At 69.9% G+C, this 16,417-nt stretch carries 18 protein-coding genes; 15 read left to right on the top strand and 3 right to left on the bottom strand.

The genetic code is table 11. The features are described 5' to 3' along the window. Positions 1–2 precede the first annotated feature (2 nt). The 12 genes from ACWDVB_RS31040 (at position 3) to ACWDVB_RS31095 (ending at position 10,740) form a co-directional block, all read left to right on the top strand. On the top strand, positions 3–833 hold the full coding sequence (locus tag ACWDVB_RS31040) for an MlaE family ABC transporter permease (protein ID WP_451517713.1): 831 nt from the start codon (positions 3–5) through the stop codon (positions 831–833). Then, complete coding sequence (locus tag ACWDVB_RS31045; RefSeq protein WP_451517712.1) at positions 830–2,149, top strand: MCE family protein; 1,320 nt, start codon at positions 830–832, stop codon at positions 2,147–2,149. The genes ACWDVB_RS31040 and ACWDVB_RS31045 overlap by 4 nt, the downstream gene beginning before the upstream one ends. After that, positions 2,146–3,180: an MCE family protein gene (locus ACWDVB_RS31050; protein WP_451517711.1), complete on the top strand. Its 1,035-nt coding sequence runs from the start codon at positions 2,146–2,148 to the stop codon at positions 3,178–3,180. Before ACWDVB_RS31045 ends, ACWDVB_RS31050 begins: the two co-directional genes overlap by 4 nt. Positions 3,181–3,266: 86 nt before the next feature. Further along, on the top strand, positions 3,267–4,295 hold the full coding sequence (locus ACWDVB_RS31055; protein ID WP_451517710.1) for an MCE family protein: 1,029 nt from the start codon (positions 3,267–3,269) through the stop codon (positions 4,293–4,295). Beyond that, on the top strand, positions 4,295–5,467 hold the full coding sequence (locus ACWDVB_RS31060; RefSeq protein WP_451517709.1) for an MCE family protein: 1,173 nt from the start codon (positions 4,295–4,297) through the stop codon (positions 5,465–5,467). The genes ACWDVB_RS31055 and ACWDVB_RS31060 overlap by 1 nt, the downstream gene beginning before the upstream one ends. Beyond that, positions 5,464–6,618, top strand: coding sequence for an MlaD family protein (locus ACWDVB_RS31065; RefSeq protein WP_451517708.1), 1,155 nt, complete (start codon positions 5,464–5,466; stop codon positions 6,616–6,618). The genes ACWDVB_RS31060 and ACWDVB_RS31065 overlap by 4 nt, the downstream gene beginning before the upstream one ends. After that, positions 6,618–7,832, top strand: a complete 1,215-nt coding sequence (locus ACWDVB_RS31070; protein ID WP_451517707.1) for an MlaD family protein — start codon at positions 6,618–6,620, stop codon at positions 7,830–7,832. Before ACWDVB_RS31065 ends, ACWDVB_RS31070 begins: the two co-directional genes overlap by 1 nt. After that, complete coding sequence (locus ACWDVB_RS31075; protein ID WP_451517706.1) at positions 7,829–8,329, top strand: hypothetical protein; 501 nt, start codon at positions 7,829–7,831, stop codon at positions 8,327–8,329. The genes ACWDVB_RS31070 and ACWDVB_RS31075 overlap by 4 nt, the downstream gene beginning before the upstream one ends. Beyond that, positions 8,326–8,859 (top strand): hypothetical protein, encoded by a 534-nt coding sequence (locus ACWDVB_RS31080; RefSeq protein ID WP_451517705.1) that lies wholly within the window; start codon positions 8,326–8,328, stop codon positions 8,857–8,859. Before ACWDVB_RS31075 ends, ACWDVB_RS31080 begins: the two co-directional genes overlap by 4 nt. 33 nt (positions 8,860–8,892) lie before the next feature. Continuing rightward, complete coding sequence (locus ACWDVB_RS31085) at positions 8,893–9,450, top strand: hypothetical protein (protein ID WP_451517704.1); 558 nt, start codon at positions 8,893–8,895, stop codon at positions 9,448–9,450. 11 nt (positions 9,451–9,461) lie between these two features. Continuing rightward, positions 9,462–10,103 (top strand): hypothetical protein, encoded by a 642-nt coding sequence (locus ACWDVB_RS31090; RefSeq protein ID WP_451517703.1) that lies wholly within the window; start codon positions 9,462–9,464, stop codon positions 10,101–10,103. Between the two features lie 61 nt (positions 10,104–10,164). Then, a complete protein-coding gene (locus ACWDVB_RS31095) occupies positions 10,165–10,740 on the top strand; it encodes a hypothetical protein (protein WP_451517702.1) in 576 nt (191 codons plus the stop codon). A gap of 45 nt (positions 10,741–10,785) precedes the next feature. On the opposite strand, the gene ACWDVB_RS31100 is transcribed toward ACWDVB_RS31095, so the two are convergent. Beyond that, positions 10,786–11,391 (bottom strand): TetR/AcrR family transcriptional regulator, encoded by a 606-nt coding sequence (locus ACWDVB_RS31100; RefSeq protein WP_451517701.1) that lies wholly within the window; start codon positions 11,389–11,391, stop codon positions 10,786–10,788. 94 nt (positions 11,392–11,485) lie between these two features. On the opposite strand from ACWDVB_RS31100, the gene ACWDVB_RS31105 reads away from it, so the two are divergent. Continuing rightward, positions 11,486–11,899: a nuclear transport factor 2 family protein gene (locus ACWDVB_RS31105; RefSeq protein ID WP_451517700.1), complete on the top strand. Its 414-nt coding sequence runs from the start codon at positions 11,486–11,488 to the stop codon at positions 11,897–11,899. 5 nt (positions 11,900–11,904) lie between these two features. After that, on the top strand, positions 11,905–12,393 hold the full coding sequence (locus tag ACWDVB_RS31110) for an anthrone oxygenase family protein (RefSeq protein WP_451517751.1): 489 nt from the start codon (positions 11,905–11,907) through the stop codon (positions 12,391–12,393). Between the two features lie 23 nt (positions 12,394–12,416). Here ACWDVB_RS31110 and ACWDVB_RS31115 read toward each other — a convergent pair whose 3' ends face one another. Further along, the gene (locus ACWDVB_RS31115; RefSeq protein WP_451517699.1) at positions 12,417–13,556 is read right to left on the bottom strand and encodes a DUF6801 domain-containing protein; all 1,140 of its coding nucleotides are present in this window, start codon (positions 13,554–13,556) and stop codon (positions 12,417–12,419) included. A gap of 92 nt (positions 13,557–13,648) precedes the next feature. Next, entirely contained in the window at positions 13,649–14,869 is a 1,221-nt protein-coding gene (locus ACWDVB_RS31120) for a DUF6801 domain-containing protein (protein ID WP_451517698.1), read from the bottom strand. 559 nt (positions 14,870–15,428) lie between these two features. Between ACWDVB_RS31120 and ACWDVB_RS31125 the strand changes: the two genes are divergently transcribed. Continuing rightward, positions 15,429–16,376, top strand: a complete 948-nt coding sequence (locus ACWDVB_RS31125; RefSeq protein ID WP_451517697.1) for a DUF6801 domain-containing protein — start codon at positions 15,429–15,431, stop codon at positions 16,374–16,376. The last annotated feature ends 41 nt before the right edge of the window (positions 16,377–16,417 follow it).

A 16,417-nucleotide genomic window follows, 5' to 3' on the forward strand; every position in this document is an offset into this window, starting at 1 on the left:
CGATGGCCCTCCTCGACCGCGCGGGCAAGAGCCGCGCCTTCGCCTGGCTGGACCGGCCCGGCGACGAACTGCTCTTCTATGTACGGGCGTTGATCTGGATCCCGCGCGCCGTGCGCCGCTATCCCAAGGAGATCCAGCGGCTCCTCGCCGAGGTCGCCTTCGGCAGCGGCGGGCTCGGGGTGATCGGCGGCACCGTCGGTGTGATGATCGGCATCACCGTCTTCACCGGTACCGTCGTGGGGCTCCAGGGGTACGCAGCCCTCAGCCAGATCGGCACCGACGCGTTCACCGGATTCGTCTCCGCCTACTTCAACACCCGCGAGATCGGCCCGCTCGTCGCCGCCCTGTCCCTGTCGACCACGGTCGGCGCGGGCTTCACCGCACAGCTCGGCGCGATGCGCATCAACGAAGAGGTCGACGCCCTGGAGAGCATGGGCGTGCGCTCCACCCCCTTCCTCGTCTCCACCCGCATCGTGGCCGGCGTGATCGCGATCATCCCGCTGTACGGCATCGGTCTCCTCGGCTCCTATCTGGCCTCACGGGCCACGACCGTACTGTTCAACTCCCAGTCCACGGGGACGTACGACCACTACTTCCATCTCTTCCTGGTCCCGACGGACGTGCTCCTGTCGTTCCTCAAGGTGCTGATCTTCAGCGTCCTGGTGATCCTCGCCCACTGCTACTACGGCTTCCGGGCCTCGGGCGGACCGGCCGGGGTCGGGGTGGCCGTCGGCCGGTCGGTGCGGACCGCGATCGTCCTCATCAGCGTCACCGACTTCTTCCTCAGCCTGGCGCTCTGGGGCGCCACGACCACGGTGAAGGTGGCCGGATGAGCGCCCCGCCCAAGGCCCAGACACGAGTGCGTCCGGCACCGGTGGCGCGCACCCGGCCCACGGAGGGCTCCCTCGCCCGCCGCAGACGGCTCGCCGGAGTGGTGTACCTCGTCGTGCCCGCCCTGCTGGTCTGGCTGTCGATCGCGGTGTACGAGAAGGAGTTCACGGACTTCGCGACCGTCGTCGTCGAGACCGGGCGGGCAGGCAGCGAGATGCACCCGAGCGCGGAGGTCAAGCTGCGCGGTGTCGTCATCGGCGAGGTCGACAGGATCGACACGGACGGCCGCACCGCCCGGCTCACCCTCGCCCTGCGGCCGGACCGGATCGGCCGGGTCCCGTCCGATGTGCGGGCCCAGCTGCTGCCCACCACCCTTTTCGGACAGCGGTACGTCGCCCTCGTACCGCCCGCCCATCCCTCGGCGCGGCCGCTCGCCGCGGGCAGTGTCATCCCGCAGGACCGCAGCCGCAGCGCCATCGAGCTGGAGCAGGTGCTCGACAATCTGCTGCCGCTGCTGACCGCCGTACAGCCGCAGAAGCTGTCGGCCACGCTGTCGGCGCTCGCCCGGGCCCTGGAGGGGCGGGGCGAGAAGATCGGCGAATCGATGGTGGCGCTCGACGGCTATCTCAAGGACTTCCGTCCCCATCTGCCGACCCTGAACCGGGACATCAAGGAGTTCGTCGAGCTGAGTGACACCTACGCCGAGGCGGCCCCCGACCTCGTCGACGCGCTGCACGACGCCACCACCACGAGCGCCACGCTCGCCGCGAAGCGGGCCGAGCTGTCCACGCTGTACGCGTCCGTCACCAGCGGCTCACAGGAGGCCGGCAGCTGGCTGCGGGCCAACCGGGCCAACCTCATCCGGCTGACCGCGACGAGCCGCCCGACCCTGGAGATCCTCGCGCGGTACGCGCCCGCGTTCCCCTGCACCCTGCGTACGGTCGCCGACTTCGTCCCGGCGATGGACGCCGCCCTCGGCAAGGGCACGGACCGGCCGGGCCTGCGCGTCGATGTGCGGGTCGTGCCCTCGCGCGGCGCGTATGTGCCGGGCCGGGACACGCCCCGCTACGACGCGGGCGGCGGGCCGCGCTGCTATCCCGTCCCCTACACGGGCGGCTCGAACGCCGCGCGGCAGAGCACGGCCACCACCCTGGGCGGGGTGTCCGGCGGGCTCGGCGTGGCCAACTCGCCCCAGGAGAACAGCCTGGTCACCGAGCTTCTCGCCGCACCGGACCAGGCCCGCGGTGGGCTCCTGCCCGACTGGTCGAGCGTGCTCGCCGGGCCGGCCTTCCGAGGGGCGGAGGTGACGCTGAAGTGAGCGGACAGCGCAGTCTGACCGGGCCCGCCGTCAAGTCGCTGGTCTTCATCGTGGTGACCGCTCTGGCCACCACCGTGCTCGCCCTGAGCGTCGCGGGCACCGATGTCGGCCGGACCCGCGGCTACCGGGCGTGGTTCACCGATGCCACCGGGCTCGACGAGGGCGACTCGGTGCGGATCGCCGGGGTGAGGGTGGGCCAGGTGGCGTCGATCGAGATCGTCCAACGCCGCTATGCCCGAGTCGAGTTCACCCTGGACGCGGACCGGCCGGTGCCTGCATCGGCGACGGCGTCCATCAAGTATCTGAACATGGTCGGGCAGCGCTTCGTCGATCTGCGCCGTGGCACCGGACCGGTCGGCCGCACCCTGAAACCGGGGCAGACCATTCCGCTGAGCCGTACCCACCCGGCACTCGATCTGACCCAGCTCTTCAACGGGTTCCAGCCGCTGATGCAGGGCCTGTCCCCGCGGGAGACCAATCGGCTCGCGGCGTCGATCGTGCAGGTCCTTCAGGGGGAGGGCGGCACCGTCGAGAGCCTGCTGCGGACCGTCGGTTCGCTGACCACCACGGTCGCCGCCAAGGACCGGGTGATCGGGGAGGTCATCGGCAACCTCAACCGGGTCCTCAAGACCGTCAACACCCGCCAGAAGGGGTTCACCGAACTCATCGGCACAGTGGAGGAGTTGGTGTCCGGGTTCGCCGCCGACCGCAAGACCGTCGGCCGGTCCGTCGACTCGCTCGCCAAGCTCAGCGTGAGCACGGCGGACCTGTTCGGGGAGAGCCGGGCACCCCTGAAGGACGGCATCCGCGATCTGGGGCGGGTGTCCCAGACCCTCGCCGACCATGCGCCGCTGGTCGAGAACTTCCTTGAGAAGACCCCGCGGAAGATGGCCGCCGTCTCCCGGACGGCGTCGTACGGATCTTGGCTGAACCTCTATCTCTGCGAGGCGAAGCTCAGCGGCGTCTCCACCTACGACGGCAGCCCGCCGCCGACCGGACTCGCGATCAAGGATGCGAGGTGCCGGGCGTGAGGCGCGCGAGAGTGGAGCTGCCCCTACGGCGGCTGCCCCTACGGCGGCTGTCCCGACGGCGGCGGCCCCGACGGTGGCTGCCTCGATTGCGGCGTCCCCGGCCCAAGCCCATCGGCGAGCGCAACCCGGTGGCCGTCGCCCTGGCCGGGCTCCTTGCCATGACCCTCATCGGGCTGCTCGCCTACCACGCCGAATCGCTGCCCATGATCGGCGACGGCACCCGCTACACCGCCGACTTCAAGGATTCGGCGGGGCTCAAGGCGGGCGACGAGGTGCGGATCGCCGGGGTACGCGTCGGCCAGGTGGAAGGCGTCGCCCTGGACGGCCCCAAGGTGAAGGTGACCTTCGAGGTGAAGGATGCCTGGATCGGCGACCGCAGCACCGTCGGTATCGCCATCAGGACCCTCCTGGGCGCCAAATACCTGGCGGTCGACCCGCTCGGCAGCCGCGAGCAGGACCCCGGCAAGCGCATCCCGGCGGCCCGCACCACCTCCCCGTACGACGTGCTGGAAGCCTTCAACGGCCTGAGCCGCACGGCAGGGGAGCTCGACGAGGACCAGCTCGCCAAGAGCTTCGAGGCCATCTCCGGGACGTTCCGGGACACCCCGCCGCACGTCCGCAAGGCCATGACGGGACTGGCCGCGCTCTCCCGGACGATCTCCACGCGCAACGACGAACTGGCCGAACTCCTGGACGGGTCAGCCAAGTTCACCAAGACGGTGAACGGCAAGCAGAAGCAGTTCGAGCGGCTGCTCGACAACGGCAATCTGCTGCTTGAAGAGGTACGTCACCGCCGCGGCGCCATCCATGGACTGCTCACCGGCACCCGCGACCTGGGCACGGAGCTCAGCGGCCTCGTCGACGACAACGAGCGGCGGCTCGGGCCCACGCTCGCCGCGCTCGACCGGGTCACCGACGTCCTCACCAAGAACAAGAAGAACCTCGACAAGGCCCTGGCCGCCGCCGGGCCCTACTACCGGCTCGTCGGCAACACTCTCGGCAACGGGCGCTGGATGGACGGCTATATGTGCGGCCTCGTCCCCAAGGACCATCTGCCCGCGGGCACGGGCCCGGCCACGGGGTGCATGCCGCCGAAACGGGGAGGCGGACGCTGATGCCCCGCACCTCGACGCACATCCGCGCACGCGGCGGACGGCCCCTGGTCGTCCTCATCGTGCTCGCCCTGCTCGCGGCGGCCGGGATCGCCGGGGAGATGGTCCTCGCCCGCGGTGGCGGCGGCAGACACATCACCGCCTACTTCGACCGGGCCGTCGCCGTGCACGAGGGGTCCGACCTCAGGGTGCTCGGGATCAGGGTCGGCAGCGTCGACGAGATCCGGCCCGAGGGCAAACAGGTACGGGTGCGGCTCACCCTGGACGAAGGAGTGAAGGTGCCCGCCCAGGTGCGGGCTGTCGTGGTCGCGCCCAGCGTCGTGTCCGGGCGGTTCGTACAGCTCAGCCCCGCCTACAGCAGCGGCCCGCAGATCCGTGACGGCGCCGTCATCGACGCCGGGCACACGGCGACCCCGGTCGAGGTCGACGAACTCCTGAAGAGCGTCACTGAGTTGAGCGACGCCCTCGGTCCCGACGGCGCCAACAAGGACGGCGCGCTCGCCGGGCTTGTCGAGGCCGGGGCGGAGAACCTCGACGGCAACGGCAAGGACATCGGTGACACCATCCACCAGCTCGGCGGCGCCTCCGCCGTCCTCAACGGAAACAGCGGCGACCTCGTCGAGACCGTCGAGCAGCTGCAGAAGTTCATCAGGATGCTCAAGCGCAAGGACGGTCAAGTGCGGCGCGCCGTGACCCAGCTGTCCGAGATCGCGGACTTCCTCGCCGAGGACAAGGACGACCTCGCCGCCGCCCTCAAACAGCTCGGCACGGCACTGGGCCAGGTCAAGGGCTTCATCAGCGACAACCGTGGCCGCCTCAAGTCGAACGTCGACAAGCTGGCCGTCCTCACCCGGTCCGTCGTCGACCAGCGGGCCTCGGTCGCCGAGGCCCTGGACGCCCTGCCGCTGGCCGCCGCCAACCTCGACCGGGCGTACAACCCACGCACCCGAACCATCGACGGCCGCGCCAATATGAACGAACTGGCCGCGACGGCAGGCACCCGGAGCAGCGGCACCGAAGACCTCGTCGCCGTCCCGGAGGACCGGATCAAGACGCTCCCCGCCCTGCCCCTGCCGCCGGTCGGCACCGTGTACGGCACCCGGGCCGAGCCGGTCGACACGGTCGACGCGGACGGCCCGGACGGCCCGGACCACGCCGGGGGAGACCGGTCATGAAGCGCCGCACCGCACGCATCGCCCTCGGCCTCTGTCTCACCGTGACACTCGGAGGCCTCGCCCTGAGCAGCGGCGGCATCCCCGAGTTCGACGGCCTCCAGGACCTGCCGCTGCCCGGCGGCGCCGACCTCGGCGACCATCCGTACGAGGTCACCGCCGAGTTCCGGGACGTCGTCAGCCTCTTCCCGCACTCCGCGGTCAAGGTCAACGATGTCGAGGTCGGCCGCGTGACCCGGATCGCGCTGGCCGACGACGGCTGGACCGCACGCGTCACCCTGAAGGTCAACGGTGGCGTACACCTGCCCGCCGACGCCTACGCCAACTTGGAGCAGTCCAGTGTCCTCGGCGAGAAGTACGTCCAGCTCGCCGCCCCCGACGACATGCGGGTCCGCCCCGACATCCAGGGCGCCGCCGCGGCCGGTAAGAAGGCGGCGTACGGGAAGAACCATGGACGGCTGCGTGACGGCGCCGTCATCCCCGTCGCCCGCACCAACCGCAACCCCGAGGTCGAGGAGGTCTTCGGCGCCCTGTCGATGCTCCTCAGCGGTGGCGGCGTACAGCAGATCCAGACCATCTCCGGCGAACTCAACAAGGCGCTCGGCGGCAACGAACCCGAGATCCGCTCCATGCTGCGGCAGATCAACACCACCGCGAAGAGCCTCGACAAGAACAAGAAGCACATCACCGCCGCCCTTGACGGCATGAACCGGCTCTCCACCACGCTCGCCACCCGCGACCGCGAGATCGGCGAGATCCTGCGGGACCTCCCGCCCGGCCTGAAGGTCCTCAGCGACCAGCGCACCTCGCTCGTCACCATGCTGCGCGCCCTCGACTCGCTCTCATCGGTCGCCGTCGACACCGTGAACCGGACCAAGGCCGACCTCGTGGCCGACCTCAAGGCCCTCGCCCCGGTCCTGAAGAACCTCGCCGACGCGGGAGCCGATCTGCCCGAGTCGCTGCAGGTGATGTTCACCTATCCGTTCACGGACGAGGTGCTCACCGGGGTGAAGGGCGACTACCTCAACGTCTATCTGAAGATCGCGGCGGCCCCCGGCACGGAGATCGTGCCGCCGGTCAGCGGGGGCGGCGCCGCGACGCGCTCGTCCCTGCCGCTGCCCGCGGTCACCGACACCCCGGGAGGCGACTCCTAGTGCTCACCCTCTCCACCCACCTCAAGAACATCGCCTTCCTCGTCCTCGGCACCGTCGTCCTCGCGTACATCGCGGTGACCTACGCGGATCTCGGGCGGTACGTCGGCGCCCGCGACTACTACACGGTCAAGGTCGAACTCGCTCAGGCCGGCGGCCTGTTCAGCCATGGCAACGTCACCTACCGGGGCGTCGACGTCGGCCGGGTCGAAGCCGTCGAGCTGACGGCCGACGGAGTCGAGGCCCGCGTCCGCATCGACGAGTCCGCGCCGAGGATCCCCAGTGACCTGGAGGCGAAGGTCGCCAACCTCTCGGCGGTCGGCGAGCAGTACCTCGATCTGAGCCCGCGCACCGACACCGGGCCCTACCTCGCCGACGGTTCGGTGGTCCCCAGGCAGGCGACGCGCACGCCCGCACCGGTCACCGACGTCCTCACCAGCATCGACCGGCTCGCCTCCTCGGTCGACACCCATGCGCTGCGTACGGTCGTCGACGAGCTCGGCAAGAGCTTCGCGGGGCGCGGGCAGGACCTGCAGATCCTCATCGACACCGGCAGCGAATTCATCCGGGCGGCGAACAGATCGCTGCCCGCCACCTCCAGACTCCTCATCGACGGCGAGACGGTGCTGCGCACCCAGAACGAACAGTCCGACGCCCTGAAGTCCTTCGCGAGCGGCACCGCCGAACTCGCCGAGCAGCTGAAGAAGTCCGATCCCGACCTGCGCCGCCTCATCGCCCAAACCCCGCGCGCGGCCGACCAGTTCACGGCCCTGCTGCGGGACACCGACCCCGGGTTCAGCGTCGTGCTCGCCAACCTCGTCACCACCTCCGAACTCCTGGTGACCCGCCAGCGCGGCATCCGCGAACTGATGGTGCGCGTCCCGCAGATCGCCGCCGCCGGAGCCACCGCCATCGGCCCGGACGGGGTGCGCTTCGGCATGGTCACCACCTTCTTCAAGCCGCTGCCCTGCACCGCCGGATACGGCTCCACCACCTACCGCAACGGCCTCGACACCTCACCCGCGCCCACCAACACCGAGGCCGCCTGCACCGCGGGCCCCGGCAGCGGCCAGAACGTACGCGGCTCCGGCAACGCACCGCGCGGCGGCGTCCCCGACCCCGCGCGGCCGGGCTCCAGCGCGCTCGGCCGGGGCGGCGGGGCGTCCTCCCACAGTCCGACCGACCTGGGCGGACTGCTCGGGATGGGGGCGTCATGAGGCAGCGCGGGGGGTGGCTGCTCGCGCTGGTCCTGGCCGCGCTGTTCTGCGGCTTCTCGGGCTGGACGTACGCGCGGACGCAGGCCGACGACGGACTGGCCCATGCCCGCGACCGTGACGCCGTCCTGGCCGCGGCCCGCCGCCACATCGCGGCCCTGAACAGCATGGACGGCCGCGATGTGCGGGCCTCGCTGCGTGCCTGGAGCGACGCGGCGGACGGGCCGCTCAAGGACGAGCTGCGGCGCACCGGCGACGACAGCGCCAAGGTTCTCGAACAGGAGGGCACCAGCACGCGCGCCACCGTCACCGACGCGGCGCTCACCGCCCTCGACATCCGAGCCGGCACGGCGAAGGCCATCGCCACGGTCCGCGTCGTGGTGACCGAGCGCAGCGGCAGGTCCACCACCGACCGCAAACGCTTCGAAGCCGGCCTGGACCGCACGGGGGAGAGCTGGAAACTCAGCTCTCTGACGGCACTCGCGGTGGGTTCGCGGTGAGCGGCACGAAGCGCGTCCTCGGGTTCGCGGCGAGCGGCAAAAAGCGCGTCCTCGCCACGCTCGTACTCGCCGCCCTGCTCCTGACCGGCGGCGGCCTCCTGGTCCTCACCGACAGGGCCGCGCACACCCCGGCGGCCGACAACCACGCGCTCACTGACAGCGAGCAGACCCGACAGGTCATCGGCGACGTCAGCGACGCCCTCGCCGCCGTCTTCACCTACACACCCGACGACCTCGCCACCACCGAGCGCCGCGCGCGCGACGTGCTGCGCGGTACGGCGGCCAAGGACTACCGGAACCTGATCGGCAGACTCCGCCGGCAGGTACGGACCCAGAAGCTGTCACTCACCACCCAGGTCGTACGCGCCGGAGCCGTCGACCTCACCGGCGATCGCGCGCGGCTCCTGGTCTTCCTCGACCAGCGGGCCGAGCGCAAGGGCGCCAAGGCGACCACCGCGGCCGCCCAGCTCTCGGTCAGGGCGCACCGGGACGACGGCCACTGGCTGATCACCGAGATCAAGGCCCGCTGAAAGCTTGTTGAAGGCGCGTCAGGGGAGAGGAATATGGCAGCACGTTCGGCACGTACGACATCCCGAAGCGGTACGAAACTCATCCTCGCCACGACGGCGGCCGCCTTCGCTCTGGGCTTCGCCGTCTGGACGGGCTCGTCCTGGTACGTGGCGGCCCACGACGACTCCGCGGCGTTCGCGCAGACCCGCGACGAGGTCCTCGCGGCGGGCGAGCAGGCCGTCCAGAACATGAACACCCTCGACCACCGCGACCTGGAGCACGGCCTCGACACCTGGGAGCAGTCCGCCACCGGAGATCTCCTGGACGAACTGCGCAAGGGCAGGCCCGGGTTCGAGAAGCAAGTGCGCACCGCGCGCACGGTCACCACGGCCGAGGTGCTGTCCGGGGCCGTGACCGAACTGGACGAACGCGGGGGCCGGGCCGGTGTCCTGATCGCGGTACGCATCACAGTCGACCCGCCGAAGAAGAAGCCGAGCACCAAGGAGAGCCGGCTGCTCGGCGAGCTCACCCGCACCGACGAGGGCTGGAAGCTGAGCGGGCTCGGCCAGGCCCCCGCGGGCGAGCCGCCCACCGACCGCCCGTCCGACTGAGGGGTCCATCCATGTCGACGACACGCCATCTGGTCAACCGGCGGCGGCGGTTGGCCGCGGCCTCGGTTCAGGAGACACGTACGCCAGCTCCGCGGGGGCCGCGGCCGAAACTCCGCAAGGTCCGGAAGCGGACCGAGCGCGGACCGGTGCCCTGGCCGCTGCTGCTCGCGCTGCTCGCCGTACTGGCCGGGGCCTTCGCCGTCCTCGCCCACACCCGGGCCGAGAGCCTGCGCGCCGCACCCGCCCTGCGCAACGCGGCGCTCACCGACGCGGCCCGCACCGGCGAGGTGAAGCGCGCGGTCGGCCAGGCGGTCGACGCGGTCTTCTCCTACGACCACACGGACCCCGGCCGCACCGAGAAGGCCGCGGCCGAGCACCTCACCGGCAAGGCGGTCGGCCGGCACAAGGAGATGCTCGCGCGGGTCCGCGCCCAAGGGGGCGAGCAGAAGCTCGTTCTCAGCACCACCGTCACGCACAGCGGAGTCGAGATCATCGACGGAGACCGGGCCCGGGTCCTGGTGTTCGCCGATCAGAGCAACACCAGTACCGCCAAGGGCGGATCGGACACCTACGCGTCCGCGATGTTCGCCGTGGACGTGATCCGCGGGGGCGGGACCTGGCGGATCGCGAACATCGACACATTCAGCCGCTGAAGACGAACCGATAAAGACGAACCGATAGAGATGAACCGGTAAAGACAAAGGAGAGCCAGGGATGAGCAAGTTCAGAAACGGAAACGGCAGGGCCGCCCTGCTCGTGGCCGCCACCGTCGCCATCGCGGCGCCCCTCTCGGCGTGCAGTTCACGCGTCGACGACGGCCCGCAGGTCGACTGGGCCTCGGGCGTCTGCGACAGCGTGCAGGACGTCGGGTCCAAGCTGACGCTCCCCTCCTCGGACCAGAAGGACGCCGAGAAGTACCACTCCGAGGTCGTCACCTTCCTGGACGCGCTCGGCAGCCGACTCGCGACGCTGGACAAGAAGATGCAACGGGACGGCGCCCCGCCTGTCGACGGCGGCGACGCCGCGTACAAGAAGGCACTCACCAACCTCCGCGAAGCCCGCAACAGCCTCGCCGGCACCACCGCGGAGCTGAAGAAGGCCAAGGTCATCGACAAGAAGTCGCTGAAGGCGGCGCTGAAGAAGGCCGGCGCGGGCATGGACAAGGCGGGCGCCTACCAGGGCCCCGCCCATGACTTCCGCGCCGACCCCGCGCTCCGGCAGGCCTTCGACAAGGCACCGGAGTGCGCGAACCTGCCCGGGACCGGGGCCTCGGCGCCGCCCGCCGGATAGGGGTGACACGAGGAGGGCCCTGCCGGGATGCGGATACGGAGTTGCTCAGCCCGACCTCAGGAGAGCGAGTGTGGCGCTCCGTAGCCAGGTCGCCGCTTCTTCCACTGACATGCGGTCCGCCTTGACTTCGTCGCCTGCCGCGTGGCCGAGAGCGGTGACTGCGGCCACCAGCCAGGTGGCCGGCGGTGCGGGGTCGAATTCGCCCGCTCCCTGGCCCTTCTCGATCAGCCGGGTGAGCCGGGCCGCGACGGGCTCATGCCGGGCCAGGTCGGCGTCGGCGCCGGCGCGGGTGTCTCCCAGCTGGAGGAGTACCGGGTTACGTTCGAACAGCCGCCAGCCGATGTCCTGCAGTCCCAGCAGCGAGTCCAGGGCGGAACCACTCTTCTCTTCCGCCTCGTCCATCGCGGCCATGGCCTGGTCCGTGATCCGGTCGGCGACAGCGTCAAGCAGCGCGTCACGGGTGCCGAAGTGGGCGTACACGGTCTGGCGGGTGACGTCGGCCGCGGCGGCGATGGCGGCCATACCGGCGTCGGGCCGCTCCGCCAGCAGTCGGACCGCAGCGTCCAGCACTGCGGCCCTGCTGCGCTCGGCGTCGGCGCGACGGCGGGGCCGAACACGCGGTGCGTCGCCCGGGGTCTCGAAAACAGTCAACTCTTACACCCTTGTCAGAGATGAATGACTCTCTATATCTTACGGGCATGTAAGAGATCGCTGTGGGGGCTCACCCCGCACGCATGGCAGGAGCATGGTGAACCCTCTCCACACGAAGCCTCCCGAGCAGTTCATCGCCGACTTCTTCACGACCTTTACCAACGCCGTGGTCCATGGCGCGGAAGAGGCCTCCGACCTGATGTCCAGGTACTACACCCGTGACGTCGTTCAAGTCGCCGACGGCGTACCACTCGACTGGGACCGCCTCGCCGCTCACCTCCGCCCGGTCCGCAAGAACCTGCGTGAGTTCCGGTTCGAGGTGCACGAGGCGTTGGCGGACGGAGACCGGATCGCGACCCGCTTCACGATTCACGCCCGGATGCGCAAGGGCGGGCCGGTTTCCACACGAGTCCACATGTTCGCGGAGTTCACCCCCGACGGCCTGTTGCGACGAGCCGAGCAGCTCACGCGAGCCGTCACCCCCCTCGAACCGAAGGGCGGCGAGTGATCCGCATGCGCGTCCGGCTCGTCCTGGGCCTCGCCCTGCTGTCCACTGGTGCCCTCGCCGGTGCGTTCGGCTACGGAGCGGCCAATCTCGTCCCCACCTTCAACGCCGTACCGCTCGACATGAGACTGGCCTTCCACGCCCAGCTGATGCAGATGAACGGCATCACCATGCAAGGCGCCATGGGCATGTCGGCGCTCAGCGCCCTCGCGCTCGCCGTCATGACGCGTGGCGCCTCACGGCGGCTGGCCGCGGGTGCGGGGCTCCTTGCCCTGGCGTCCTTCCTGATCACCCGTCTCGGCAACGTCCCCATCAACGGCCGCATCAAGCAGTGGGCGGCCACCTCGGCACCCGTCGATCACGCCGAGATCCTGGCTCGCTGGGAGGCGTTCAACTACGCACGCACAGGCGCCGCGTTCGCAGCTTTCGCGCTGCTGATCGTTCTCTCCCTGCGCGGTGTTGACGCCGACCGGTCGACAGGTGCCCGCCGCCCGTAGCGAGACGTGCAGAGCACGGGAAACTACTTCTTGTACGTGAGGTCCATGGCGATGGTGTTGCCGGGCCCCGCCGTGAACGCGCTGATCAGGTCGTTGAAGCCGCCGCAGTCCTTGAGTCCGGGCAGGGTGTAGGTGCCCTTGAGCTTGCCGCCGCTGTAGGGCTGGAAGCGGCCTTCGCTCGTGAGGTCGATCCTGGCGGGCTCGATGGATCGGCAGTCCGGTCCGCCGCCTATGGGCAGTCCGAACGCGGCCACGCCGGTGAGTTTGACGTACATCTCCGAGTGCGACGTGAGGTTGCCCGTGGTGTCGAGGGTCCCCGTCGTCTTCGCCGTCTGGTCGAAGGCGATGTCCGCGGTCGCGGGCAGGAAGCCGAGGATCGTGAACCGGCCCTTGGTAGGGTCGAGGCGGAGATCGGCGTCGAAGGTGCCCTTGTTCGGGTCGTAGCGGGTGTCGATGCCGCCCGCCAGCGGGGCGGTGCCGTTGGCCGCCTTGATGAACGAGCTGCCCTTGATGTCGAAGCTCAGCGGCACCGGCTCGCCGCCCGGGTCTGTCGTGGCCGGTTCGACCTGGATGGTGTGCAGCGTCTTGTTCTGGTTTGCCGGATCGAGGGTGCACTCGGTCTCGAAGGTGTCAAGACCAGTCTTGTCGCCTGCCGTGTCCCGTGGAGTCATCGTCAGGAGCAGGCTGTTGACGTCGATCTTTACGCTGCCGGGCTGCCGGAACGTCAGCGGCGGGGCCTGGCCGGTCGCGGTGACCTCGAAGTCGGCGGGCGGGTCCGGCAAGGGCTTGTTCGGGATGGCGTTGTCGATGCCGAGGTTCAGCGGGCCCTCCGGCATGTGGACGGTCACGTCCGCGGTGGCGACCCCTTCGAGAGAGGCGCCGCCGACCGTACGCAGCGCGGCGGCGGCCTTCCCGCTGACCTTGGACACCGAGGTGATCCGGAAGGCCGGGATCCGCTCGCCGACCTTCACCTTGGCCGGCAGGTCCGCCTTGATGACGACCGTGAGTGGATCCTCCTCCATGATCGGGAAAACGCACGTGTACGTCTGGGTCAGGGACACCGGTTCCGCGGCGGCCGGCGGGCCGGAGGCCACACCGATCAGCCCGGCCAGCAGCAGTACGGCGGGGGCGGCCCGCCACGGTAGGGCGCGCGATCTCAGCACTGCCTCTCCAATTCCTGGGAAACGGTCCGGCCCCCCGCCTCGAAGGGAGCGGGGGGCCGGGTCGGAAATGCGGACTCACCGCTGGGGGCGGGCTACTTCTTGTAGGTGAGGTCCATGGCGATGGTGTTGCCGGGTCCTGAGGTGAACGCGCTGATCAGGTCGTTGAGGCCGCCGCAGCCCTTGAGACCGGGCAAGGTGTAGGTGCCCTTGAGCTTGCCGCCCTGGTACGGCTGGAAGCGGCCCTCACTGGCGAGGTCGATCTTGGCGGGCTCGACGGTCTTGCAGTCGGCGCCGCCGCCGATGGGCAGGCCGAAGACGTTCACGCTGGTGAGCTTGACGAACATCTCGGAGTGCGACTTCAGGCTGCCGGACGTGTCCAGCGTGCCGGTGGTCGTCCCGGTCTGCTCGAAGGCGACGTCCGCCGTCGTGGGCAGGAATCCCATGATGGTGAACTGGCCCTTGGTCGGGTTCAGCTTCAGGTCCGCGTCGAAGGTGCCCTTGCTCAGGTCGTAGCGGGTGTCGATGCCGCCCACCAGTGCGGTGTTGCCGTTGGCGGCCTTGATGAACGACGTGCCCTTGATGTCGTAGTTGAGCTTCACCGGGTCACCGCCCGGCGGGTCGGTGGGCGGGTCGGTCGGGGGATCGGTGGGCGGGTCCGTGGGCGGGTCCGTCGGAGGATCGGTGGGCGGATCGGTGGGCGGGTCCGTGGGGTCCGTGCCGTCACCGATGGTCATCGTGTGCAGCGCGGTCGGCTGTCCCGCGTCCAGGGTGCAGTCCGCGGGGAACTCGTCGCCGTTCGGCGGGAGTTGGACCGGGGCGCCGGACGCGTCCCGGGCGATCATGTTGTGCAGCTTGAGGCCCGTCACGTCGAACTTGGCGGTGCCCGCCTTCTCCCAGGTCAGCAGGTCACCCGGTGACTTGCCGGTGGCGATGACGGTGAACGCGGCCGCCGGGTTGGGGATGTCGGCCTTGGCGACGGTGTTGACCACCTTGATCGGCAGGTTGCCGCCGCCGCCCGGCAGGGTCACCTTCACATCGGCGGTGGCCTTGCCCTCCAGGGTGACCGCGCCGAGCACACCGAGACCCTGCGCGGCCCGCGCGCTGACCTTGGTGACGGCCTTGATGTCGTACGCGGGGACCGTCTCGCCCACCTTCATGGTGGCCGGCATGTCGGCGGTGATCTCGACTTCGATCGGGTCGTTGTTGATGATCGGGAACTTGCAGGTGTACTTCTGCGTGAGCTTCACCGGGTCGGCGGAGGCGGAACCACCGCCCAGGCTGACCAGACCGGTGACGAGGCCGGCGGCCGCCACGGTGCTCAGGGCGGTGCGTGCCCTGACTCTTCTCCTGTGCGCTCCCATGAGCTACCTCTCGGGCTACGTGAATGGGCACAAACGAACGTCGCTGCCATCTCCCCGATTCCCGACTCGCCGGCCCGGTTGTCCAGGGAAATCGGGAGATGCGAAATGTGCCGCCGCGAGGGAAAGCGCCTGCCGACGGAAATTCCGCAGGCGATACGGCGGTGTTTCGAATACGCAAACTACTGACGGGTAGTTGGGCGGTCAAGTCCTGCTTCGGGCCATCTCCAAAAGGAAGGTGAAGGTCCGGAGGTTTTGTGACCGCGGTGAGTACGCGATGGTACGCGGATGACAAATTGCGTACTCCGCGCCGCCGAGCTGCACCGATCTGTGCCGATCGGGTTGACCGGCACCTTACCCGTCAGTACTAATTTCTCGATTGTGTCAATTCTCAGAAGTGAGGTCGCACATGGGAGACCGTTTGGGAGACCGCACCGGAGACCGCTTGGGAGGGAAACCGGGAAGAGCCGCGGCGAGACCGGCCTGGGCACCGGTCCTGACCGGAGTCGCCGGGGTGTTGCTCGCGCTGGCCGGTGGCGGTGGCAGCGCGTCCGCGGAGCCGGTGTCGCTCGCGCAGAAATACACCTGCAAGTTTCCGATCATCAACAACGACGCCATCGAGGTCGCGATCACCACGGACATGCCCGCCACCATGAAGGTCGGCGAGACGGTGCCCGAGTACGACATCAAGGCCGTCACCAAGGTCAGCGCGCGGGCCGCGCAGGGTCTCGGTGTGCTCGGCGCGACCACGCTGGAGGGCAAGGCGACCGCCGATGTCGTCATCACCCAGCCAGGTGGCGACGGCGCGCTGCCCATCAAGGTCGTCAATACCGTCGCCAAGGCCAACATCCCCGACCCCGCCGCCGCGTTCGAGGTGACCGCGACCGGCAAGTCACCGGGCGGGCTGCTGACCTGGGCCAAGGCGGGTGAGGCGGCCTTCGACGTCAAAGGCCTGAAGCTGCACAACATGATCGCCCGGGATGCGGCGGGCAAGCCCGTCCAACTGCCGCCGAACGGCGACGAGTTCGTGGCGGAGTGCACCCTCGACTCGGGTCAGAAGACGCTGCTGCACAAGATGACGATCACGGGCGGCGGCGGCACGGACCCGACGGATCCGCCCACGGACCCGCCGACCGATCCGCCGACCGATCCACCCACCGACCCGCCGACCGACCCCAGCGACCCCGCTGATCCCACGGACCCGACCGACGGTGGGGCTACCACCGGCGGCTCGTCGGGTGGCGACTCGGGTTCGACGGGTGGCTCGGGCACGAGCGGCGGCTCGAACGCCTCCGACAACCAGCTCGGTACCGAGGTGACCGGCGGCTCGGACGGCCTCGCGGCGACCGGCATGTCAGGCATCGGTCTGATGCTGGCGGCGGCGGGCGGCCTCGGCGCCGCCGGCATAGCCGCCTGCCACTATCTGCCGCGGCGCATCAGGAAGGACGAGCAGGCCGCCTGAGGCTGTCGCCGTACGACAGTGAAGCGGGCCCGGAGCGCTCC

This window comes from Streptomyces sp. NPDC003379, from assembly GCF_053589195.1.

Excerpts from the sequence above, each read along its gene's own strand:
- ACWDVB_RS31085 (WP_451517704.1), top strand. The coding sequence starts at position 8,893 with ATGGCAGCACGTTCGGCACGTACGACATCCCGAAGCGGTACGAAACTC.
- ACWDVB_RS31090 (WP_451517703.1), top strand. The coding sequence starts at position 9,462 with ATGTCGACGACACGCCATCTGGTCAACCGGCGGCGGCGGTTGGCCGCG.
- ACWDVB_RS31065 (WP_451517708.1), top strand. The coding sequence starts at position 5,464 with ATGAAGCGCCGCACCGCACGCATCGCCCTCGGCCTCTGTCTCACCGTG.
- ACWDVB_RS31060 (WP_451517709.1), top strand. The coding sequence starts at position 4,295 with ATGCCCCGCACCTCGACGCACATCCGCGCACGCGGCGGACGGCCCCTG.
- ACWDVB_RS31095 (WP_451517702.1), top strand. The coding sequence starts at position 10,165 with ATGAGCAAGTTCAGAAACGGAAACGGCAGGGCCGCCCTGCTCGTGGCC.
- ACWDVB_RS31110 (WP_451517751.1), top strand. The coding sequence starts at position 11,905 with ATGCGCGTCCGGCTCGTCCTGGGCCTCGCCCTGCTGTCCACTGGTGCC.
- ACWDVB_RS31045 (WP_451517712.1), top strand. The coding sequence starts at position 830 with ATGAGCGCCCCGCCCAAGGCCCAGACACGAGTGCGTCCGGCACCGGTG.
- ACWDVB_RS31105 (WP_451517700.1), top strand. The coding sequence starts at position 11,486 with ATGGTGAACCCTCTCCACACGAAGCCTCCCGAGCAGTTCATCGCCGAC.
- ACWDVB_RS31040 (WP_451517713.1), top strand. The coding sequence starts at position 3 with ATGGCCCTCCTCGACCGCGCGGGCAAGAGCCGCGCCTTCGCCTGGCTG.
- ACWDVB_RS31075 (WP_451517706.1), top strand. The coding sequence starts at position 7,829 with ATGAGGCAGCGCGGGGGGTGGCTGCTCGCGCTGGTCCTGGCCGCGCTG.